General features: G+C 56.8%; 18 protein-coding genes and 1 pseudogene. 12 read left to right on the top strand and 7 right to left on the bottom strand.

Going from position 1 to position 20,538, the window contains the following annotated elements:
- Positions 1-111: 111 nt before the first annotated feature.
- Together ACOT1A_RS08920 and foxA are read left to right on the top strand one after the other, a co-directional pair.
- Positions 112-1,065: a helix-turn-helix domain-containing protein gene (locus ACOT1A_RS08920; protein ID WP_105322989.1), complete on the top strand. Its 954-nt coding sequence runs from the start codon at positions 112-114 to the stop codon at positions 1,063-1,065.
- 121 nt (positions 1,066-1,186) lie between these two features.
- On the top strand, positions 1,187-3,295 hold the full coding sequence (foxA, locus tag ACOT1A_RS08915; RefSeq protein WP_105322990.1) for a ferrioxamine B receptor FoxA: 2,109 nt from the start codon (positions 1,187-1,189) through the stop codon (positions 3,293-3,295).
- Between the two features lie 102 nt (positions 3,296-3,397).
- Here the strand turns inward: foxA and ACOT1A_RS08910 are convergent, their stop codons facing one another.
- Entirely contained in the window at positions 3,398-4,813 is a 1,416-nt protein-coding gene (locus ACOT1A_RS08910) for a PLP-dependent aminotransferase family protein (protein ID WP_022646932.1), read from the bottom strand.
- Between the two features lie 176 nt (positions 4,814-4,989).
- Between ACOT1A_RS08910 and ACOT1A_RS08905 the strand changes: the two genes are divergently transcribed.
- Positions 4,990-5,151 carry a DUF1127 domain-containing protein gene (locus ACOT1A_RS08905; RefSeq protein WP_003863073.1) on the top strand — a complete coding sequence of 54 codons (162 nt, stop codon included), beginning with the start codon at positions 4,990-4,992 and terminating at the stop codon, positions 5,149-5,151.
- An 85-nt stretch (positions 5,152-5,236) separates the two neighbouring features.
- Here ACOT1A_RS08905 and ACOT1A_RS08900 read toward each other — a convergent pair whose 3' ends face one another.
- A complete protein-coding gene (locus ACOT1A_RS08900) occupies positions 5,237-6,625 on the bottom strand; it encodes a PLP-dependent aminotransferase family protein (protein ID WP_105322991.1) in 1,389 nt (462 codons plus the stop codon).
- A 101-nt stretch (positions 6,626-6,726) separates the two neighbouring features.
- Between ACOT1A_RS08900 and ACOT1A_RS08895 the strand changes: the two genes are divergently transcribed.
- The 7 genes and pseudogenes from ACOT1A_RS08895 to ACOT1A_RS08865 all read left to right on the top strand — a co-directional run bounded on the left by ACOT1A_RS08895 (position 6,727) and on the right by ACOT1A_RS08865 (position 11,832).
- Entirely contained in the window at positions 6,727-7,206 is a 480-nt protein-coding gene (locus ACOT1A_RS08895; RefSeq protein ID WP_022646934.1) for a carboxymuconolactone decarboxylase family protein, read from the top strand.
- Positions 7,207-7,449: 243 nt separating this feature from the next.
- The gene (locus ACOT1A_RS08890) at positions 7,450-7,773 is read left to right on the top strand and encodes an antibiotic biosynthesis monooxygenase family protein (RefSeq protein ID WP_038415232.1); all 324 of its coding nucleotides are present in this window, start codon (positions 7,450-7,452) and stop codon (positions 7,771-7,773) included.
- Positions 7,774-7,795: 22 nt separating this feature from the next.
- Positions 7,796-7,969 (top strand): annotated as a pseudogene (locus ACOT1A_RS08885) (amino acid-binding protein); the annotation flags it as partial.
- Positions 7,944-8,639 carry an ArsR/SmtB family transcription factor gene (locus ACOT1A_RS08880; protein WP_058647023.1) on the top strand — a complete coding sequence of 232 codons (696 nt, stop codon included), beginning with the start codon at positions 7,944-7,946 and terminating at the stop codon, positions 8,637-8,639. The pseudogene ACOT1A_RS08885 and the gene ACOT1A_RS08880, both read left to right, overlap by 26 nt.
- Positions 8,640-9,231: 592 nt before the next feature.
- Positions 9,232-9,702, top strand: coding sequence for a MarR family winged helix-turn-helix transcriptional regulator (locus tag ACOT1A_RS08875; RefSeq protein ID WP_022646938.1), 471 nt, complete (start codon positions 9,232-9,234; stop codon positions 9,700-9,702).
- Positions 9,699-10,766 carry an HlyD family secretion protein gene (locus ACOT1A_RS08870; protein ID WP_088581776.1) on the top strand — a complete coding sequence of 356 codons (1,068 nt, stop codon included), beginning with the start codon at positions 9,699-9,701 and terminating at the stop codon, positions 10,764-10,766. Before ACOT1A_RS08875 ends, ACOT1A_RS08870 begins: the two co-directional genes overlap by 4 nt.
- On the top strand, positions 10,756-11,832 hold the full coding sequence (locus ACOT1A_RS08865) for a DUF2955 domain-containing protein (protein WP_058645750.1): 1,077 nt from the start codon (positions 10,756-10,758) through the stop codon (positions 11,830-11,832). The genes ACOT1A_RS08870 and ACOT1A_RS08865 overlap by 11 nt, the downstream gene beginning before the upstream one ends.
- Here ACOT1A_RS08865 and ACOT1A_RS08860 read toward each other — a convergent pair.
- From ACOT1A_RS08860 to ACOT1A_RS08850, 3 genes are read right to left on the bottom strand one after another with little or no spacing between them, the layout of a single operon-like run.
- Positions 11,829-13,100 carry a DUF445 domain-containing protein gene (locus ACOT1A_RS08860; RefSeq protein WP_032625349.1) on the bottom strand — a complete coding sequence of 424 codons (1,272 nt, stop codon included), beginning with the start codon at positions 13,098-13,100 and terminating at the stop codon, positions 11,829-11,831. The genes ACOT1A_RS08865 and ACOT1A_RS08860 overlap by 4 nt on opposite strands.
- Positions 13,101-13,103: 3 nt before the next feature.
- Positions 13,104-13,757 (bottom strand): LysE family translocator, encoded by a 654-nt coding sequence (locus ACOT1A_RS08855; protein ID WP_058645753.1) that lies wholly within the window; start codon positions 13,755-13,757, stop codon positions 13,104-13,106.
- Between the two features lie 48 nt (positions 13,758-13,805).
- Positions 13,806-14,549, bottom strand: coding sequence for a helix-turn-helix domain-containing protein (locus tag ACOT1A_RS08850; RefSeq protein ID WP_046619786.1), 744 nt, complete (start codon positions 14,547-14,549; stop codon positions 13,806-13,808).
- A gap of 150 nt (positions 14,550-14,699) precedes the next feature.
- On the opposite strand from ACOT1A_RS08850, the gene ACOT1A_RS08845 reads away from it, so the two are divergent.
- Positions 14,700-16,070, top strand: a complete 1,371-nt coding sequence (locus tag ACOT1A_RS08845; protein ID WP_023305391.1) for an NAD-dependent succinate-semialdehyde dehydrogenase — start codon at positions 14,700-14,702, stop codon at positions 16,068-16,070.
- 178 nt (positions 16,071-16,248) lie between these two features.
- On the opposite strand, the gene ACOT1A_RS08840 is transcribed toward ACOT1A_RS08845, so the two are convergent.
- Positions 16,249-16,794 (bottom strand): YfaZ family outer membrane protein, encoded by a 546-nt coding sequence (locus ACOT1A_RS08840; RefSeq protein WP_023299248.1) that lies wholly within the window; start codon positions 16,792-16,794, stop codon positions 16,249-16,251.
- Positions 16,795-17,203: 409 nt separating this feature from the next.
- On the opposite strand from ACOT1A_RS08840, the gene ACOT1A_RS08835 reads away from it, so the two are divergent.
- Entirely contained in the window at positions 17,204-18,562 is a 1,359-nt protein-coding gene (locus ACOT1A_RS08835; RefSeq protein WP_123906503.1) for an esterase-like activity of phytase family protein, read from the top strand.
- A gap of 84 nt (positions 18,563-18,646) precedes the next feature.
- On the opposite strand, the gene ACOT1A_RS08830 is transcribed toward ACOT1A_RS08835, so the two are convergent.
- Positions 18,647-20,494, bottom strand: coding sequence for a 3'-5' exonuclease (locus tag ACOT1A_RS08830; RefSeq protein WP_105322993.1), 1,848 nt, complete (start codon positions 20,492-20,494; stop codon positions 18,647-18,649).
- Positions 20,495-20,538 lie beyond the last annotated feature (44 nt).

Genomic DNA, 20,538 nt, shown 5'->3' with positions numbered 1-20,538 from the left:
CTTCGCTCCGGCTTCGTCCGGAGCGTAATAGTGTCTGCGCCCGGTGATTGCTGCCATGGCAAATGAATGGTACTGTTTTGCCTGTCCTTTCCCCGATGCAGGCTCCGAATTATGCTCCAGAGTGAAAATACATCAGCGAAGCGCATATTTTTTGTTGAGGATTTTCAAATATTCGGCGAGCGCTACGGCATCGACTACCGTTTCCCGCAGCTAAAAGATGAGCAGGTCAGCGGCAGCCCCGTGTTGCAGGGGAATGTTGAAGAGATGACGCTCTCGTCCGGCATTTCACTGACCCATTCCGACGTACGTGTATTACAGCCCTATGAAACCACCTCTCGCCACAGCAGCCCGCTTTATATGCTGGTGGTGCTGGAAGGGTGCGTGACGCTCACGCTCAATGGTATCGATTATCCCGTCCGCCCGGGCATGGCGTTCAGCTCGCGTCTGAGTGAAGATCAGGTGATGAGCGCGCGTCACGATGCTGACAGCACGCTGAAAACGCTCTCGTTTGGCGTGTACCCGCACGATGCCGGACGTGAAGCCCTGCTTGAGTCGCTGCTGCTGGAATGGCAAAGCCTGAATACCCCCGCGTTTGTCTGGCACGTTCCCGAGTTTGTGATGTCAGGCATTCAGCATGTACAGCGGCAGGGGGGAAGCGTGCTCTCGCGTAAGCTGTTGCTGGAGGGGCTCATGTACCAGCTGCTCGGCCACGGCCTGAACCAGTGCCAGCTGCCCTGTCCGAGCCGCCCTGAGCATGCGCGTCTGGAACGCGTCCGGTGCCTGCTGGAACAGTCTCCTGAACGTGACCATACACTCGCGCAGCTGGCAGCCCTTGCTGCCATGAGCCCAAGCAGCCTGCGCAGCAAGTTCCGTCAACGCTACGGCTGCACACTCTTCGATTATCTCCGCGACTGTCGCCTTGCGCTGGCGCGTCGCTATCTGCTGGAAGGCCATAGCGTACAGCAGGCGGCCTGGATGTGCGGGTATCAGCATGCCACCAACTTCGCCACCGCGTTTCGTCGTCATTACGGGATTTCACCGGGTGACGTGCGCAAAATCCGCTAACGTAATTTTGTCCATCGCGCGAACGTATCCCGTGCGGTTTAGCATCGCGCATACATAACCTGGCGGCGCGCATAGCTGTTTGCACCCTCAAAAAGGTAATAATTCTTATTAACAATAAGAAATATCTCTGGAGAGGGTTATGTTTGCTAAATCGCGTCTGGCACTGCTGGTGGGATGGGTTACCGGTAGCGTCGCTTTTCCTTTACTGGCGCAGGATGCCCAAAAAACTGACACCGTGGTGGTGACCTCGCAGATGCAGTCTGCGGCCACCAAGCTTGAAACGCCGGATATTGAAACCCCGCAATCGGTCTCTATCGTCACCCGCGAGCAGTTCGAAGAGCAGGGCGCAACCAGCGTGCGTCAGGCCGTGAGCTACACGCCGGGGGTCTACAGCAACCAGATTGGGGCATCAAACCGCTTCGACTACATGGTGCTGCGCGGCTTCTCGGACGGCAGCCTGGACAACGTCTACCTCGACGGCCTGAAGATGATGGGCGACACCAATTCCCACAGCTCGCTGGTGGTTGATCCGTGGTTCCTGGACAGTATCGAAGTCGTGCGCGGCCCGGCCTCCGTGCTGTACGGTCGCTCATCGCCGGGCGGCATCGTGGCGCTCACCTCCCGTAAGCCATCGTTCGATCCGGGCGGGGAGATCAAGCTCTTCGCCGGTAACAATAACCAGCGCGGGGCGATGTTCGACGTCACCGGCCCGGTTGATGATAACGACCGCGTGGCGGTGCGCCTCAGCGGGATGACCCGCTATGCCGATTCCCAGTTCGATCCGCTCAAAGAAGAGCGTTACGCGCTGATGCCGAGCCTGACCTGGCGTATCACCGATAATACCCGTCTGGATCTGATGGCCTACCTGCACCGCGATCCGGAAGGCGGCAGCCACTCCGGCCTGCCGTATGAGGGCACCGTCGTGCCGCACAGCGGTAAGAAAATCTCCAACACCTTTTTTGAAGGTGAAGACGATTACGACAAGTACGATCGTCGGGAAAACATGGTCGGTTATAACATCGAGCACTTGTTTGACAGCGGCTGGGCCGTGCGTCAGAGGCTGCGCTACCTGCACACCAAAGTCGAGCTGAACCAGGTGTATGCCGCAGGCTGGCTGAACGACACCGAGCTGAACCGCGGCTATTCCGGCTCCGACGAGAAGATGAACGCCATCACCCTTGATAACCAGGTCGACGGCAGCTTCGATACCGGCGAGGTGAACCACCGCGTGCTGATCGGCATGGACTACCAGGACCGCACCAACAACGTCACCGGCTACTACGGCGGCTTCCCGCCGATTGACGCTTTCCATCCTGCTTATGGCGCGAAGCCGGACTATATCACCCAGTACAGCAGGGAAAAGCATAAGCTGCGCCAGACCGGCTACTACCTGCAGGATCAGATGTCCATTGACCGCTGGCGCCTCACGCTGGGTGGGCGTTACGACCAGGTAAGCGTGTCGAACGTCGACAACTTCAACCATACCCGCAGCGATCTGGATAAAAACAACTTCAGCAGCCGCGCGGCGCTGCTGTATCTGTTTGATAACGGCGTCGCGCCGTACGTCAGTTACTCCACCGCCTTTACGCCGACCAGCTTTGCCGACGAGCAGGGGAATATCCTGGATCCGATGAAGGGCAAGCAGTGGGAAGCGGGCGTGAAGTATGAGCCGGAGGGGATGAACAGCCAGTTCAGCGCCTCGGTGTTCCGCATCAACCAGAAGAACATTGCCACTAAAGAGGAGCCGACCGATCCGTACCGTTCCATCGGTGAAATCGAATCCGAAGGCGTTGAGCTGGAGGCGATTGGACAGCTGACCGACAGCCTGCGCATGCAGGCGGCCTACACCTATACGGATATTCGCTACAAGAAGAGCAGCCCGGAAGAGGAGGGCAAGCGCGCCGTCTATGCCCCGCGTAACATGGCCAGCGCCTGGCTGAGCTACGACGTCAAAAGCGGCCCGCTGGACGGTCTGACCGTCGGCTCCGGCGTGCGCTATGTCAACGGGATCGCCAGCGATCGTCAGAACACCCATACGCTACCGTCATACACCCTGGTGGATATGGTCGTGGGGTATGACCTGTCGAAAGTGGGTCTCACGGGCGTGAGCGCGCAGTTGAACGTCAATAACCTGACGGACAAAAGCTACGTTGCGGCGTGTAATTCGCTCTCTTACTGCTACTTCGGTGCAGAGCGCAGCATTGTAGGCAGCGTTTCGTGGACGTTCTGAGTCGTTAGCCAATGCCCGGTGGCGCTGCGCTTACCGGGCCTACGGGATCGGTTTTCACCCTCTCCCTGTGGGAGAGGGCCGGGGTGAGGGCAACAGGCCGCACTACCCCTCCATCGCAATCACAATCGCCTCACCCATCTTTTTCAACGCCTCGCGATGTTTATCCGTCGGCGGCAGCGCCACGTTGATCCGCAGACAGTTGCGGTACTTACCGGAGGCGGAAAACAGCGACCCCGCCGCAGCCTGGATCTTCAGACGGCACAGCTGCTTGCTGACGCACACCATGTCGACCGTCTCCGGCAGCTCGACCCACAGCAGGAAGCTGCCCTGCGGGCGGGTAACGCATATTTCTGCCGGAAAATACTGCCGCACCCAGCAGGTGTAGGTCTCCATATTCTGCTGATAAATCTGGCGCATGCGCCGCACGTGGCGATGGTAATGGCCGTCGCGAATAAACGCCGCCACCGCCATCTGCGTGCCCGGCACGTTAAACCCGCCCGCGGCGTATTTCATGTGCATCACCCGGTCGTAATAGCGCCCCGGCACAATCCAGCCGACGCGCAGCCCGGGCGCCACGGTTTTGGTAAAGGAGCTGCAGAGGATCACGCGGCCATCAATGTCCATAGAGTGAATGGTGCGCGGGCGCGGGTACTCTGCGGCCAGCTCGCCGTAGATATCATCCTCCACAATCACAATATCGTGCCGCTGGGCGAGCGCCAGCACCTGCTTTTTACGTGCTTCCGGCATGATAAACCCGAGCGGGTTATTGCAGTTGGGGACCAGGATCACCGCTTTGATCGGCCACTGCTCCAGCGCCAGCTCTAACGCCTCGATGCTGATCCCGGTCTCGGGATCGGTAGGTATTTCAATCGCCTTGATGTCGAAGCCGCGCAGCATCTGCATGGTGCCGTGAAACGACGGCGACTCGACCGCCACGATGTCCCCCGGTTTGCACACCGAGAGCAGGGCGATCGACAGCGCGCCGTGGCAGCCGTTGGTGATCACAATCTCGTTTGCCGCCACGGTGGAGCCGCCGTCCAGCATCAGGCGGGCGATCTGCTCGCGCAGCTCCAGACGACCATCGAGCACGTCATAGCTCAGCATTTCGCCAGGGTTATGCTGCGCAATGCGGCTCATCTCGCGCCACAGCGGCTTCAGGCTCGGCTGGTTGATGTCCGGCGAGCCGCCGCCAAAGGAGATCATCTCTTTGTCGGCGCGGGCGTCCAGCAGCATCATCACCTCATCCCACTGGGTGACGTCCACGGGGCGCTGCACCGGGCGCGTCATCGCCGGTACGGGCGGCTGCGCTTTGCGTTTCGAGACAAAATAGCCGGAGCGCGGCTGGGGCGTGATCAGCTGGAGATTTTCGAGGATCTGGTAGGCCTGCTGTATGGTGCTGATACTCACGCCGTGTTCCTGGCTCAGCGTGCGTACCGACGGCAGACGTTCGCCGCTGCGATACAGCCCTTGTTCGATACGTTCCGCCAGTAGGTTGGCCAGATGTTGATAGCGCGTCATGCTGTATCCTTTGTTTTCACCATACAGATTATTAAACCAGTACAGATTGGTGGGTAAAACGCCATGCAGATACCGTTTTAGCGGATCTGTATGGTAAACAAAAGCAGTTTTTGAATCTGTATTGTATTGGCCGTTTTCCATGATGATAACCCCACTGGCACAGCGAGGAGAGCATCATGGAATTCTACGAGAATCGTTCAAAACGTCCGTTTATCGCGTTTGTCTGGGTAGCGAAAACGCTGCGTAACTGGTATCGCATCAACCGTACCCGCCGCATTCTGAGCCAGATGAGCGACGAGCAGCTCAAGGACGTTGGGTTATCGCGATATGATGTGTAAGCATAGGGTTGCCCGGTGGCGCTACGCTTACCGGGCCTACAGGAGACCGTAGGCCGGGTAAGGCGCAGCCGCCACCCGGCGGTTTTCAACTCAACAGCGCAAGCGTCTGCCGTTTCGGCCTTTCCAGCAGCTCAACCGCCTCCTGATATGACCGCACGTTGTTATAGCCCATCACCAGCCCGTAGCGTTTGCCCGATCCGCGATACCACTCCGACAGCGCATTAACCTGTAGTTGCTGTTCCTGCCAGCAGCGGGCGATCTCCCGGTCAGCGCTTCCCTTTGCGAGGAACGCGACAATATGCATTCCACCGTCGTTTTGCTCGGTGAAGAACAGGTCACCATAGACCTCACGCAGGGCGGCAATCATCCAGTCGCGGCGGATCTGATACAGGGCGCGCATCTTTTTCAGATGACGAAAAAAATGCCCTTCGTTGAGAAATGCGGTGAGGATTTTTTGCGTCAGCACCGGCTGGCCGCTGGTGGTAATGTCCGCGCAGTCGGTAAAGGTCCCGACGGTGCTGGCGGGCATCACCACGTAGCCCATGCGCAGTGAAGGCATGATGGTTTTGCTGAAGGTGCCCATAAAGATCACCCTGTCATGCTGGTCGAGGCTTTTCATCGACGGCAGCACTTTGCGGGTGTAGTGAAATTCCCCGTCGTAATCGTCTTCGATAATCCACGCCTCGTTTTGTGACGCCCAGTCGAGCAGCTGCTGCTTGCGCGGCAGTGAGAGCGTCACCGCCAGCGGGCTCTGATGCGACGGGGTCACGATGGCAAAACGCGCGTCGCGATGATGACGGAGCAGGTAGTCCGTATCGATGCCGCAGCGATCAACCGGCACGGTGTGCAGGCGGGGCACGATCCGCTTGAGCAGCTGCTGGCCCATAAAATAGCCCGGATCCTCAAACACCACTTTGTCGCTGCGGCTGGCAAGCGTGTCGAGGATCAGGCGCAGGCTGCCGCTGTAGCCGCTGGTGATCAGTACCTGTTCGGCGGTGCAGGATAACCCGCGCGAGATATTGAGATAGCGGGCAATCGCCTCGCGCAGCGGATACCAGCCCAGCACCGGCGGGTTGAGCATTTCATCCTGACGCATGGCGCGCGTCGCCTGGCCCGCCAGCAGCAGCCATTTTTTATAGGGGAAGCTGTCGAGCGCCGGAATGCCGGGGCGCAGAAAACCGGCCCGTTCGCGCTGGCTAATCAACGACGCCGGCAGCGTGCCGGTCGCTTGTTCTGTGGGGGCGTGTTGCGCGGGCAGCAGAAGATCCGGGTTCACCCGCGTCCCGCGCGCGCCCTGGCTTACCAGATACCCTTCGCCTGTCAGAATGGCATAGGCTGTTTCAACGGTTTTTCGCGCGACCTTAAGCTCTTCAGCCAGCACGCGGATGGCAGGTACCTTGTCGCCCGGCTTCAGCACGCCGCGCGTGATGTTGTCGCGATAGCGGGAATAAATCTCATGATAGCCCGGCTTCATGTCCTACCTCATTTCACGCTTTTTGTGTCTTTTTACTATGTCATTAACGGCGTAGATTTGCCTTATCACATGAAAAAAACGGCACAAAAAGAGGAAAGACAATGAGCACCCGCGTAAACCACCACAAAGCCACACCTGCACTTGCCAACGCGCTTTCTGCCCTGAGCATGGAGGTGGCGAAAACCTCCATCGACCCGGCGCTTAAGCACCTTATCGACATTCGCGTATCGCAGCTGAACGGCTGCACCTTCTGTCTGGATATGCACTCGAAAGAGGCTAAAATCGCCGGTGAGCGCGAGCTGCGCCTGTACCATCTGGCGGCCTGGCGCGAGTCCCCGCTGTTTAGCGCCCGTGAAAAAGCGGCGCTGGCCTTCACCGAAGCGCTGACCCAGATTGGCGTACATGGCGTGAGCGATGCGCTGTACCGCAGCGTGGCGGAGCACTTCTCGGATGTCGAGATTTCAGAGCTAAACTTCGCCATCGTAGCGATCAACGCCTGGAACCGCCTGGGCATTACCTCCCGCATGGAACCGGGCGCGCTGGATGCGGCTTACGGTCTGAACAAGGCTAACCTGGAATAATTCCGCGCTCGCGGATCATCGCCACCAGCGCCCGTAATCCAGGCGAGTGGGGGATTGGGGCGTTTATGGAGTCGAAGTCGATGGTGGGTTAAACCCTGCCCGGTGGCGCTACGCTTACCGGGCCTACATGAGCCCGTAGGCCGGATAAGCGCAGCGCCATCCGGCAAACACTTCGCTCCATACCGAAGCATTGTGGTTTTTCCTCCTGCATTCTCTCCACACCCTCACAACGGAGAGACACCCATGATCGCAGTCCTTTTTGAAGCCAAAGCGGAGCCTCATCATCAGGCGCGCTATCTGCAGCTTGCCGCTGAACTCAAGCCTTTGCTGGCGGACATCGACGGCTTTATTGATATAGAACGTTTTCAGAGCCTGAGCATCGACGGCAAAATCCTGTCCCTTTCCTGGTGGCGGGATGAAGAGGCCGTCCGCCGCTGGAAGCAGAATGTCTTCCATCAGGCCGCGCAGGCCGAAGGCCGGGAGTCGATTTTTTCTTTCTACCGTATTCGCGTGGCGCAGCTGGTGCGGGAGTACAGCTCCGAAACGGGAGGGCACGCGGATGTATGACGTTCATGTAATTTTCGACAACAGGCCCGGCGAGCTGGGCGAGATAGCGGCGGCGCTGGCCGCAAAGGGCGTGTCTATCCTGACTCAGTACAGCGACCACGCGAATCACCTTATTCTGCTGACGGATGATGATAAGCTGGCCGCTGAGATCACCACACCCTGGGCGACAAATGTTAAAGACGAGCTTACCCTCTGATAACAGCGCGATGCTGGAAAAGGCCATTGCCGCTGTAGCGGCTGCAATGGCCGATCCGTCGCGCGTGAAAATGCTCTGTGCACTAATGGACGGCCGGGCGTGGACGGCCACCGAACTGAGTGCGGCGGCAGACGTTGCGCCGTCGACCGCCAGCGGGCATCTCGCCCGGCTGGTTGAAGGGCAGCTAATTACCTGCCTGTCGCAAGGGCGGCATCGTTATTATCGTCTTGCCGGGCACGACGTGGCGGCGCTGGTGGAACAGATGATGGGGCTCTCCTGGCGCCGCATTACCCCGCCGGAAACTACCGCGCCGAAAGCCATGCGGGAGGCGCGGACCTGCTATGACCATCTGGCGGGCGCGGTGGCGGTGCAGATCTACGATTTCATGCAGGCAGCAGGCTGGCTGGAGGCAGACGGTTCAGCGCTCACGCCGTATGGTCGGGAGCAGTTTCTGAAGCTCGGCGTTTCGTTAAGCGCTCATCCGCGCCGAAAAGCGTGCTGCGCCTGCCTGGACTGGAGCGAGCGGCGGTTTCATCTCGGAGGCGAAGCCGGCGCAGCGCTGCTTCTTTATCTGGAAAGCAAAGGGTGGATCCAGCGGGTGGCGGGGTACAGGGAGGTGGTTGTGACGGCTTCAGGACAGGGCGCCATCACCAGACATTTTAGCCGCTAAACTCCGCTGCGGGCTGTGCCCTCACTCTGCCCCTCTCCCTGTGGGCTGAGGGATCCCCAGTAATTTTTTTATGCAGAAGCAATAAAGTTGCTTTCTAAATGACTGAGGGCTGTCAGCGATGCCCTGGTCCGGCTGTAAATCGCTGAGGCGTTTCCTGCAGGCCGGGGCGAGGCGCAGGGATGCGCCGAGAGGGCGGCTTTACAGGGACGTTGCCTCCGCCCGTACCCGATAAGCCGGAAGGAATAAGCCGAGGGCACCGCGAAGCGGCGATTTACCGCCGGGAGCCCGGGTCGCCAGGGTGGTGGCGACTGAGCCACCCTGGCACGTTCACCGGTCATGTCGTTACAGAGTAGCAAGGAACATAAAGTGAACGGAATGACCACCACAGCCGTATGTTCCCCTCACCCTAACCCTCTCCCCGGAGGGGCGAGGGGCGAGGGGATTGCTCAGTGCTCGCATTAATTTGTGGGGAACCCTCAGCCCACAGGGAGAGGGAGAATCTCATTTCGCAATTCCTGCGCTTTAACTTCTCGTTTCTTGATACTTACCCTGATAACTATTATCGTGACCGCGTGTGACGAGAGGTTTCCCCATGAGTGAAGAAGAACTGTTTAGCCGCAGGCCGATGGGCATGCGGATGGCGATGATCGTGCGCCAGTGGCGTGCCGTCATTGACGACGCCATTCTCGATACCGGGTTAACCCAGTCGAGCTGGACGGTGATGATGCAGCTGCATCAGCTCGGGGATAACGTCTCGGTGAGTGAGCTGGCGGAGGTGCAGGGCATTGAACTGCCGCCGCTAATGCGCACCCTGACACAGCTGGAAAAACAGGGTTACCTGCTGCGCACCGTCTCGCCGTATGACAAGCGCATCCGGCTTCTGACGCTGACGCCTGAGGGAAAAGCTGTACTTAACAGGCTCACCCAGGTAATTGAGACGCTTCAGACGCGCGTATCGCAAAACATCGCGCCTGAACATCTCGACATTTTCAGCGCCACCCTGAATCAAATCGCCTGCAATTTGCGGACAATCCGCGAAGAAGATAACAAGACCGAAAAATAATGACTCCTGAACAAAAGTTTGCCCGCTGGGTAAGGGTAAGTATTGCCTCTTTCCTGCTGATGTTTGTCTACTTTATCGTCGCGGATATCTGGATCCCGCTGACGCCGGATTCCACCGTGATGCGCGTGGTGACGCCGGTGTCTGCCCGTGTCTCCGGCTATGTGGCGGCGGTCCATGTCCACAACAATAGTCAGGTGAAGAAAGGCGATCTGCTGTTTGAGCTCGACGACACCCCGTTTCGCAATAAAGTGGAAGCGGCGCAGATCGCGCTTGAGCAGGCTCGCCTTTCCAACGAACAACTGGACGCGCAGATCGCCGCCGCGCAGGCCAGCCTGAAGACCGCCGTGCTGACCGCGCGTAACGACAAAGTGACTTTCGACCGCTACCAGAAACTGAGCACCCTGCAGAACGTGTCGCAGGCGGATCTGGATAAGGTTCGCACTACCTGGCAGAGCAGCGAGCAGTCCGTCAGCTCGATTCAGGCGAATATTCATAACCTGCGCATTCAGCGCGGCGAGCGGAATGAACACCGTAACGTGACGCTGCAAAAATACCGTAACGCGCTGGATGAAGCGGAGCTGAATCTTGGCTGGACGAAGGTCTACGCCGAGGCGGACGGCACGGTGAGTAATCTGCAATTAAGCCCCGGTTTTTACGCCTCGTCCGGTTCGGCAGCGCTGGCGCTGGTGAATACGCAGACGGATATTGTGGCGGATTTCCGCGAGAAGAGCTTGCGTCATACCCACCAGGGGACCGACGCCGCCGTGGTGTTTGACGCCTTTCCGGGACGGGTTTTCCGCGCCCACGTGACCAGCAGTGACGCGGGGATCCTCGCCGGTCAGGAAGCCGTTAACGGTCAACTTTCTGAACCGGAAACCTCTAACCGCTGGGTGCGCGATGCCCAGCGAATGCGCATTCACGTGGCGCTGGACGAAGCCTTACCGAAGTCGCTGCCGACCGGCGCGCGCGCCACCGTACAGCTCTACAACAGCGAAGGGCCCTTTGCGCGCTTCTTCTCCGGGATGCAAATCCATCTGGTGAGCCTGCTTCACTATGTCTATTAGCACTCTGGCGCGGGTATTTACCCCGCACGGCAACATCGTCTACACGGCAAACGACTTCCGCCAGACCCTGCGCATTGTCTTTGCCGGGATGATTGCGCTCAGTATTTCGAGCTTCTACAACACCAGCTACGGCGTGTTTTTTGTGGTCTACCCGATCATGCTGCTGTCGCTGGTGCCGGTGTTTAACCGCCACGTGGCGAAGCAGTTTATCTTCAGCGCATCGCTCAACTGCGTCGAAATGGTGATCATCATCGGCTTTCTGTCGCAATGGCCGGTCATTATGACGCTGGTGGTCTTTGCCCTGTACGTGATGCGCTTTCGCTTTATGAGCAAGGGGCCGCTATTTCTGTTCGGTTCGATGGGCGTGGTGTGCCAGAGCGTAATGCTCAACTTTATGAGCTACCCCACCACCAACTGGCACACGCTTTTGTTCTCCAACATTGAAGCGAGCGTGATGGCGGTGTGTCTGAGCGCGCTGATGAATTACCTGCTGCCGGACGTGGAGCCACGTAAGCCGCCGCCGCTGATAGAGAAAGACGATGCCCGCGTGCGCCACGAGTCGCTGCTCTCCGGCACCGTGGCGACGCTGATTTTCGTGGTATTTCAGATGAGCGACTTAAGCGATTCGCTCTCGGCGCTGATGGCGGGCATTCTGATCCTGTTCCCGATGCACTACCGCGGCGCGGTCATGAGCTCCATCTGGCGCGTGGTCGGCGTGGTGCTGGGCTGTCTCTATATCCTCGTCGTTCAGCTTATTCTGTACGATCACAGCAGCCATATGCTGCTGATGATGCCGCTGATCGGCCTCGGGCTGGCATTTGGCGCGCGCCTGCACGTGATGGAGAAGGTCGGGGCCGGGGTGGGATTTTCCAGCATTACCACCATCGGCATTATGTTCGGGCAAAACATGCATCCGGACAGCGATCTGGTGTTCAGCGATCTGTACCGTATCACCTCCGTTACCTTCGCGCTGGTGGTCACGCTGACGATGGTCTTTCTGATGCACCTGATCCTGAACCGTTTCGAGGCGACGCGCTACGTTATCGCGCCGCCAAAAGCGGATTAATGCCCCACCACGGCGGGCAACTGAGAAAGTAAAAACAGGATCAGGCCAATCGTTCCGCCTACCAGGGTACCGTTTACGCGAATGAACTGAAGATCTTTACCGATATTGAGTTCTATCTGGCGTGACATATCTTTGGCGTCCCAGCTTTTCACCGTGTCGCTGATATGGCGCGTCAGGAATGCCGCAAAATCCGGCGCGACGCGGTGCGCGGCCTGCTCCAGATGCTCGTTCAGCGACGCACGCAGGCTGGCATCATTCGACAGCGTCTCACCAAACCACAGCCCGGCGTTGGCGATACGTTGCTTCACGCGGGAATCGTCGCTCTGCATGTCATTTTTCAGCCACTGGCGCAGGTCAGCCCACATTTCACCCAGGTAGCGGTTAAATGCTTCATCATTCTTCAGATAGTGCTTGATGTTGTCGGCTTTGGCCGTCATCTCCGGGTCGTTTTTCAGGTTGTCGATGAACTTCAGCGTGGCGCGGTCAAATGCCCGACGGATCTGGTGCGTGCGGTCGTGGCTGATATCATCCAGCAGCGTGTTCACCGCGTTCGACACCATCTCTGCGCTCTGATCGCCCAGCCACTCGGTGGGCAGCACCATCGCCTTGCGCGGATGCTCGGTCTTCAGCCAGTGGACGATCTGGTCAGAGATAAATTCCCGCGTGCTCTCGCGCTGAATCAGGGTAATCAGACGGTTGATGATGGCGTCCAGCAGCACCTGGTGACGGTTGTTTTTGGTCATGCTTTCCAGCATGACGGCGCTGGTCTCGGTTAAATCGACCTTGTCGATAGCCTTATGCACCGCGCGTTTGAGCAGGCGCTGAATGCGCCCGTCGTCAGTCAGCTCAAGAAAACCGCTCATCACCTGCATCAGATGCAGCCCGACGCGCTGGGCGTTGTCGGGCTTGCTGAACCAGGCACCAATCATCTGGGCCGGCTCGTAGCGGCGAATTAATGCGACCAGCGACTGGGTATCCAGAAACTTTTCCTGCACGAACTGGCCAAGATTGTCGCCGATGCGGTCCTTATTGCGCGGGATAATCGCCGTATGGCGCGAGATAAAGGGAATTGGCACCCGGCGGAACAGCGCGACAACGGCAAACCAGTCCGCCAGCGCGCCGACCATCGCCGCCTCGGCAATAGCTTTTGCGCCGCGTACCCAGAAGGTTTGCGGCAGGAACAGGGTAGTGATAAAGGCCGCAGCGGCAATCAGCAGCAGCGACAGCGCGAGAAGCTTGGCGCGTTTGAGTTCGGTATGTTTTTCCATGGGTTAAGGATAGAGGGATACGGGGGAAAAGTGCAAAAACCGCCACAGCACCCACCCACCAAACCCCATCAATACCACCCCCGCCGTGCGCTCTATCAGCCAGAGCGAACGGCTGAGCTTTCGCTGAACCGCCGGTAACCCCATCAGCGACACCAGCGCAAAATCCCATACCAGTACTACCATCACCATCCAGACGCCGCAGGTCGCCTGCTGAAGCAGCGTGACGTCCGGCCCGAGTAACGCCGTCATCAGCGCCAGGTAGAACAACGCGTTTTTGGGATTCAACAGCGCCGAACCCAGCCCCAGCAGGATCTGCTTACGCAGCGAGGGGCAGCGCTCATGTGTTTCATTTAGCGTCAGCGTCTGCGGTCGGCTGCGTACAAGATGCGAGCCGATCCAGAGCAAATACAGTGCGCCGGATAATTCAATCAACGTGAACAGCCACGCGAACTGACGCAGCGCGCTCCATCCCATAATGACCAGCAAAATGTAAAGCCCGTTTCCTGCCGCTATCCCGATGCACAATCCGGCGCTGCCGCGCAGTCGGTAGCGGGCGGCGTAGCCCATCAGCAGGAAAAAATCCGGGCCCGGGCTTAACAGGGCAACAAAATGCGCCAGCGCCAGGGCGAGAAAAGCGGAAGGGAAGAACAGTTCCATAGCGACCTCAGAATGCAAAACTGGGGCCAGATTACGGAAACACAGAACTTATTTATTGTCTGATATTGATCGGCCCGTAGCGTACTGGCGCGGTGTGGCGGCGGTGTAGCGCACAAAGGTCTTATGAAAATGGCTCTGGTCGGCAAACCCGCTCTGGTAGCCGACATCGGCGATATCATCCCCGGCACGCAGCCGCGCTTTGGCGTACTCTACGCGGAAGATATTGAGGAAGCTGCCAGGCGTCAGGCCCGTGTCCTTCTTGAAGGTACGGATCAGCGTCTCCTTTCGCAGCGAGAATCGTTGCGCAAGTGCGTCGAGGGAAGGCGGGCTGGAAAGACTGGAAAGAAATGCCTGCTGAACCTGCTGGCTGGTTGATCCAGGCTTTTCTGCCTCATCCATGCAATGGGGAAGGGCAGCAAGCAGCTTGTCCACGGACGCAGGGGACATCCTCTCAACAACTTCCCGGTAATACATAAACAGCGTAACGTTGCGAATCACCTGAACCGCAAGGGGAAGATCCGTATCGATATAAAGCATATGATAACTACGCGGCTGCCCGGCAACAGGGTTGCAGCTGTGTGGGACATAAGCCGGGATCACAATCAGGTCCCCGGGCTGGAGGATGTATTCTCTGCCATTACACACGCAGCATGTCTGGCCTTCCACAATTGCGCCGATGGAGAGCTGAGGGTGGCAATGGCGTTTGTACGCCTGCATGCTCTGCCACGTGCTGCGTAGTTCAAGGCCCGAGGCGCGGTGAAAGGTCTGACGGATGTGGCGGGTATCGGTCATAGCAACTCCTTATGAAGGTTTTTTATACCACGCCAGCCACGGTATGGCATCGCTTTACTCAGAACCTTCCGGATATACCCAACTTTACGTCCATAGCCAGTCATGTTGACTACCCTTAATACCCTAAGCGGTAAAACATGGAGATTCGATATGGCTTATCAGACAGTAAATCCTGCCACTAACCAGCTCATCAAAGAATATCCCTCCCACACTGACGCAGATGTTGAAGCGGCGCTGAAGGCAGCCGATGCGCTCTATCACTCCGACTGGGCGAAAGGCGACATAAGCCAGCGCCTGCCGGTACTGCATAAGCTGGCGGACCTGATCGACGAACGCGTGGAGGAGCTGGCGAAAATCGCCAGCCAGGAGATGGGTAAGCTCATCGAACAGAGCCGCGGCGAGGTGAAGCTGTGCGCGCAAATCGCCCGCTACTATGCGGACAACGCGAAGCAGTTCCTGGCCCCGGTGAAGTATGACTCTGAACTCGGGGAAGCATGGGTTGAACATCACCCCATCGGCGTGCTGATGGCCGTCGAACCATGGAACTTCCCATACTATCAGTTGATGCGCGTTCTGGCGCCAAACCTGGCGGCGGGTAACCCTGTCATCGCTAAACACGCCAGCATTGTGCCGCACTGTGCGGAAACCTTCGCCCATCTGGTGCGTGAGGCGGGCGCGCCGGAAGGGGCGTGGACCAACCTGTTTATCTCGTCCGATCAGGTGGCGAACATCATCGCTGACGATCGCGTACAGGGCGCGGCGCTAACCGGTTCAGAAAAAGCGGGCAGCGTGGTAGCGGCCCAGGCGGCGAAGCACATTAAGAAATCCACGCTGGAGCTTGGCGGTAACGACGTATTCGTGGTGCTCGACGATGCGGACCTGGATAAAGCGGTGAAGATCGGCGTTAACGCGCGGCTCAACAACGCCGGGCAGGTCTGTACCGCGGCGAAGCGCTTTATCCTGCATGAAAAGATTGCCGATGCCTTCCTGAGCAAATTCACCGAGGCATTTAAGCAGGTGAAGATTGGCGATCCGCTGGACGAAAGCACCACGCTGGGGCCGCTGTCCTCTAAAGACGCGCTCGACACGTTGACCAAACAGGTTAACGAGGCGGTGAAAAACGGCGCTACGCTGCACTATGGAGGCAAACCTGTGCAGCGAGACGGGAGCTTCTTTGAGCCGACCATCCTGACCAACATCTCACGCGACAACCCGGCGTACTTCGAAGAGTTCTTTGGCCCGGTAGCGCAGATTTACGTGGTGAAAAACGACGACGAGGCGGTCGCGCTGGCGAACGACTCCCACTACGGCCTGGGCGGAGCGGTGTTCAGCCAGGATATTGAGCGCGCGAAGAAGATGGCATCGCGTATTGAGACCGGGATGGTGTACATCAACTGGCTCACCGATACGGCGGCAGAACTGCCGTTCGGCGGCGTAAAACGTTCGGGTTACGGACGCGAGCTGTCGGACCTGGGGATCAAAGAGTTTGTGAACCAGAAGCTGGTGGTCGTTCGCAAGTAATGTCGGACATAAAAAAACCTGCCATCCGGCAGGTTTTTTTATTAACAGTCTCATCGCCTTTTTTGCCGTGTGGCGCTGCGCTTACCCGGCCTACAAGGTGCAATAATATTCATAAATTGCACCCTTCATTGTAGGCCCGTGCAAGCGTAGCGCCGCCGGGCGAAACGGGCAAACAGGCTTAGAAGGACACGCCACCGCCAACATATGCGCCGTCAATCAGCGTGTGGTTAGGACGACCGTCTTTACCATCAACGCTCACGTGACGATAACCCACCTTCAGCGTCACCGGCTTCACTGGCGTCCAGCTTACGCCACCGTTCGCTTCAACGTAGTTTTTCACGCTGTTGTTCAGGCCGTCTGGCGCAACGTAGCCTTCACCGAATACCCTGATGCTGTCGGTCAGGGCAACGTTCACACCGCCGCCGACCGGGAACGCCACGCCGTTATCGCCTTTTTTCGGGCCAACGTAGAGGGCCTTAGCGCCTGCGTTCAGCATCACCGGGCCGACTTCAAAGTTGTAGCCTGCTCCTACGCCACCGGTTGTGGTGCCGTCATCTGTGTTTTTCAGCCAGCTACCTTCGGTGTACAGACCGGAGGTTGATTTCCCCATTTCCACATTCAGGTTGGTAAAGTTTTTACCCTGCTCAATGCTGCCGCCCATGGCCAGTGCGGAGCCCGATACGGCAGTCAGAGCGGAAAGAAGGAGAACGTTGAGCTTTTTCATGAGTTTTTCCTCGTCATCAAATTAATCTGAGGGCACCTTAACAAGAGCTGTTTATCTCTGCAAATGCGATGCTTGTCACGTTTTTATGCTGTTTTTGTTTGGTTTTTGAATTTTAAATGTTGTTCGAATGTTGACCCGGCAAGGAGTCAATACGTAATGCATTCGCGTTTAGGAAGGGTTCAGGATTCTCATTAAACGTACGCTGAACGGGTCGGAAAAATTAGTTCAGGATGAATTAATTGAGCTTCTAATAATTTCCAAAAGTGTTTCAGTTGTCACAGATAAAGACACAGGTTTACATTTCTGGAGGTGGCTATACGCCCCGTCGTGCCGAACCGCTTTCACCATGTCATTTTTCTGACACGTTTCTTCATTACGTTGTTGGCTTCACTTACTGGGTGCTAACACTATGAAAAGAAAAATCATTCCTGTGCTAATTGGTTGTGCGCTCTCTTTCTCTGGCCTGGCGGCACAGCCAACCGCGGAGCGTTACGTCGTCAGTTTTCCCGAAGGCGCGCATGTCAAATACAGCGGTGCGTTTGCCAGCGCGTTTCCGAACGGGCTGCCTGTGGGGATTGGCTCTGGCCTGCTGTTTACGGGCAAGCAGGGCGATGCCTTGACGTTTACGACCGTGACCGATCGCGGTCCTAACGCGGATTCGCCAAAAATGGGGAAAAATGACGCTAAAATCTTTGTTACCCCGGATTTCGCCCCGCTGCTAATGACGATCCGCGTGCAAAACGGTAAAGCGGAGGCCGTGGACGCGCGTCCTTTGCATGACGATAAAGGCGAAATCAACGGTCTGCCGCTGCAAAGTGGCGTGATTGGTTCCACCAATGAAATCGCGCTAAGCGACACCTTAAAAGTGCTGAAAGGCGATAACCGCGGGCTGGATACGGAAGGCATCACGCCGGACGGGAAGGGCGGCTACTGGCTGTGCGATGAGTATGGCCCGTTCCTGATTAATATTGACAGTAAAGGGAAAATCCTCGCGATCCACGGCCCACAGGCGGCGGAAGGGGAGAAATCCATCGCCGGCGGTCTGCCAAATGTTATCAAATGGCGCCAGGCAAACCGGGGATTTGAAGGCCTGACCCGCATGCCGGACGGACGTATTATCGCCGCTGTCCAGAGTACGTTGGATATCGACGGGAAGAGCAAAAAGCAGGCGCTGTTTACGCGACTGGTTAGCTTCGATCCGGCGACCGGAAAAACCGCGATGTACGGCTACCCTGTCGACAGCGCGGCCTACAGCAAAAACAGCGACGCCAAAATCGGCGATATCGTGGCGCTGGATAACCACACTATCCTGCTGATTGAACAGGGCGAAGATAAAAACGACGTAATGCGTAACCTCATCTACAGGGTGGATCTGAGCAAGGCGAGCGATCTGGCCGCCTTCGACAAGCCGGGCGAATACCCGGAATTTGACGATGAGAAAACGCTGGCGCAGCGCGGCATTACACTTGCGGAAAAAACGCAGGTGGTCGATCTGCGTGCGCTGGGCTGGCAGCAGGAAAAGGCCGAAGGGCTGGCGCTGATTGACGACAAAACGCTGGCGGTGGCGAACGATAACGACTTTGGCGTGAAGGTGGCGATGCACAACCCGGCCGAGGGCAAGAAGCTCAAGGATTATCGGGTGAACGCGGAAGGCAAGCTGACGCTGGATGACAAAGCGGTTGAAACTACCCTCAGCGTCAAGCCGCTGAAGAAGCCGGAGTCCGACAGCGAGCTGTGGATTGTGACGCTGCCGGAGGCGTTGAAATAATATTGGGCTTTACCCCTCACCCTGGCCCTCTCCCCACAGGGGAGAGGGGATTGTTCGGTGCAGATACTTTTCAACGCGGAATAGTTAGATCGACTTAACGCTCTTTTCCCAGGTCTCGACCAGATGATCTCGCAGGCTTCCGGTTCCGTGCATTGTCACCAGAAGATTCTGTCGTGCGCGGGTAATGCCGACGTAAAGGCGCTTGATATCGTCACTCAGATCTTCACTGTCCCTTTCCTTTGCCGCATCCATAATGGCGACCGAATTAAACTCAAGCCCCTTGCTGCTGGGCAGCGGCATGACGCAGAGGTAATCATTCTGCGGGGACCAGTGCTTTTTATCATCGCTGGAGACAATCATCTGGTATGGGATCTTGCGGGCTTCAAGCCTTGGCGCGAGCATGCCTGAAATGCTGTAGGTTGAGGGGCACAGTATGGCGATTTCTGACCACGCAACACCTTCCTGTCGCTGCTCTGTGACCCAATCGAGGACGCGCGTAATCTCCTCGTCCTGATTATCAAAGCTGGCCAGCGCGGGATACTTCCCGGACAGGCCACCTGCGGCAGGCTGCTGGTATTTGAGAGAAGCTTCTATATGATTATTGAGATAATTAAATGCTACGCTGCTGGCAAAATGGAGTATTTGCCGGGTGTTGCGATAATTGGTATCCAAAATAGTTGTACGGCCCTGAGCCTTTATATCGACGCTGGACAGAGTAAAATCGAGAGCTTTCTTTTTCTGATAAATTGACTGAGCGTCATCGTACAGAAACAGCAGGGAGCTATCTTTATTGTCCGGCATTTTGGCGAGGATTCTTAGCCATTCCGGTTTAAAATCGTGTCCTTCATCTATCAAAACGGCGCTGTACTGCTCCGGTTTGATTGCTCCCTCTTCAAATGCCACCGTCAGCGCATTCTCCATCAGCTCAATAAAGTTTTTGCTCCTGGGGGGAAGACGCCGATGCGCGTTTAATTGCTGATAACACCAGGCGTGGAAATGGATAACTTCGACGGGAAGTCTGAGGCTATGCTGTTCGAGCTGCGCTTTGAGTTTTTTAGCCAGCGTAATGTTGTAGCAAATCACCAGTATCGGTTTGGTGTTTTCAATGTTGTTGGCAAGCTCAATACATCGGTGGTGCAAAATGAGCGTTTTGCCCGAACCTGCCACGCCATGAATTACCCTGTGTCCCGCCCCCATACTTCTGGCGAGTTGTTCCTGGTTCCTGTCCATCATGCATACCACATCAGGGGTGTGGAAAGTAAAATTATCCAGGTCAACCCGCGTAACGGATGGGTTAATGCGGACATCGGGATAAAGATGCCACCGGATGCGGTCGAGCTGCTGTGGTGTTGTGTTATGAACAAAGTGATGTTTGAGAAGGGATTCGAGCCGGCCAGAGATTTGTTCTCGAGTCATAAACTCGTTGAGTTCGTCTTTGCATATCACCTGGCTGGCGGGCAATATTTCATTCAACTCCTCAGGTGTAAAACTCTTTTCCAGCTGTGCCCGAGTGATGTTGCTAAAATAAACACCGTATCCATACGGCATAATAAAACCGCCCTCATGCTCTCCCTGTTTCTGGCGAAGCAGGGGATCTTTTTTCAGGCTATTGATGATATGAAAGGTATATTGCCGAACTTGTTCGAGTGGGTTCTTCAACGGCTCTATGCCGTTTTTGGTTTCATAATTAATATGGGTTTTATTAGCCGATTTTATTTTTGTGATATACCAGTCTTTCACTTCTATAAACAGCAGCCCTTTATCGGGGGCCAGAATCACAAAATCAGGATGATCGTCTTTGTCTCCCATTCGGGTATCATACCAGCAGGTACATTGTTCGCTGAGCCCACCCTCCAGAAGCCTTGCCAGTCTTTTTTCTCCTGCCGTAATTTTCTCGCTACAGCTGCTAACCGTGGGAATAATGATTGCCATATTACGCCTACCAATTCATGAAAATTATATGAATCCAATTAATT

This window comes from Enterobacter cloacae complex sp. SYL003, from assembly GCF_049236925.1.
Classification (GTDB): Bacteria; Pseudomonadota; Gammaproteobacteria; order Enterobacterales; family Enterobacteriaceae; genus Enterobacter; species Enterobacter intestinihominis.
This window is presented reverse-complemented; position numbering and strand designations above follow the sequence as displayed.

Bases quoted from the DNA above. Each gene is read 5' to 3' on its own strand.
- ACOT1A_RS08845 (WP_023305391.1), top strand. From the start codon at position 14,700: ATGGCTTATCAGACAGTAAATCCTGCCACTAACCAGCTCATCAAAGAA.
- ACOT1A_RS08865 (WP_058645750.1), top strand. From the start codon at position 10,756: ATGTCTATTAGCACTCTGGCGCGGGTATTTACCCCGCACGGCAACATC.
- ACOT1A_RS08840 (WP_023299248.1), bottom strand. From the start codon at position 16,794: ATGAAAAAGCTCAACGTTCTCCTTCTTTCCGCTCTGACTGCCGTATCG.
- ACOT1A_RS08905 (WP_003863073.1), top strand. From the start codon at position 4,990: ATGGAATTCTACGAGAATCGTTCAAAACGTCCGTTTATCGCGTTTGTC.
- ACOT1A_RS08880 (WP_058647023.1), top strand. From the start codon at position 7,944: ATGTTAAAGACGAGCTTACCCTCTGATAACAGCGCGATGCTGGAAAAG.
- ACOT1A_RS08890 (WP_038415232.1), top strand. From the start codon at position 7,450: ATGATCGCAGTCCTTTTTGAAGCCAAAGCGGAGCCTCATCATCAGGCG.
- ACOT1A_RS08920 (WP_105322989.1), top strand. From the start codon at position 112: ATGCTCCAGAGTGAAAATACATCAGCGAAGCGCATATTTTTTGTTGAG.
- ACOT1A_RS08895 (WP_022646934.1), top strand. From the start codon at position 6,727: ATGAGCACCCGCGTAAACCACCACAAAGCCACACCTGCACTTGCCAAC.
- ACOT1A_RS08855 (WP_058645753.1), bottom strand. From the start codon at position 13,757: ATGGAACTGTTCTTCCCTTCCGCTTTTCTCGCCCTGGCGCTGGCGCAT.
- ACOT1A_RS08850 (WP_046619786.1), bottom strand. From the start codon at position 14,549: ATGACCGATACCCGCCACATCCGTCAGACCTTTCACCGCGCCTCGGGC.
- ACOT1A_RS08900 (WP_105322991.1), bottom strand. From the start codon at position 6,625: ATGAAGCCGGGCTATCATGAGATTTATTCCCGCTATCGCGACAACATC.
- ACOT1A_RS08835 (WP_123906503.1), top strand. From the start codon at position 17,204: ATGAAAAGAAAAATCATTCCTGTGCTAATTGGTTGTGCGCTCTCTTTC.
- ACOT1A_RS08875 (WP_022646938.1), top strand. From the start codon at position 9,232: ATGAGTGAAGAAGAACTGTTTAGCCGCAGGCCGATGGGCATGCGGATG.
- ACOT1A_RS08910 (WP_022646932.1), bottom strand. From the start codon at position 4,813: ATGACGCGCTATCAACATCTGGCCAACCTACTGGCGGAACGTATCGAA.
- ACOT1A_RS08860 (WP_032625349.1), bottom strand. From the start codon at position 13,100: ATGGAAAAACATACCGAACTCAAACGCGCCAAGCTTCTCGCGCTGTCG.
- ACOT1A_RS08830 (WP_105322993.1), bottom strand. From the start codon at position 20,494: ATGGCAATCATTATTCCCACGGTTAGCAGCTGTAGCGAGAAAATTACG.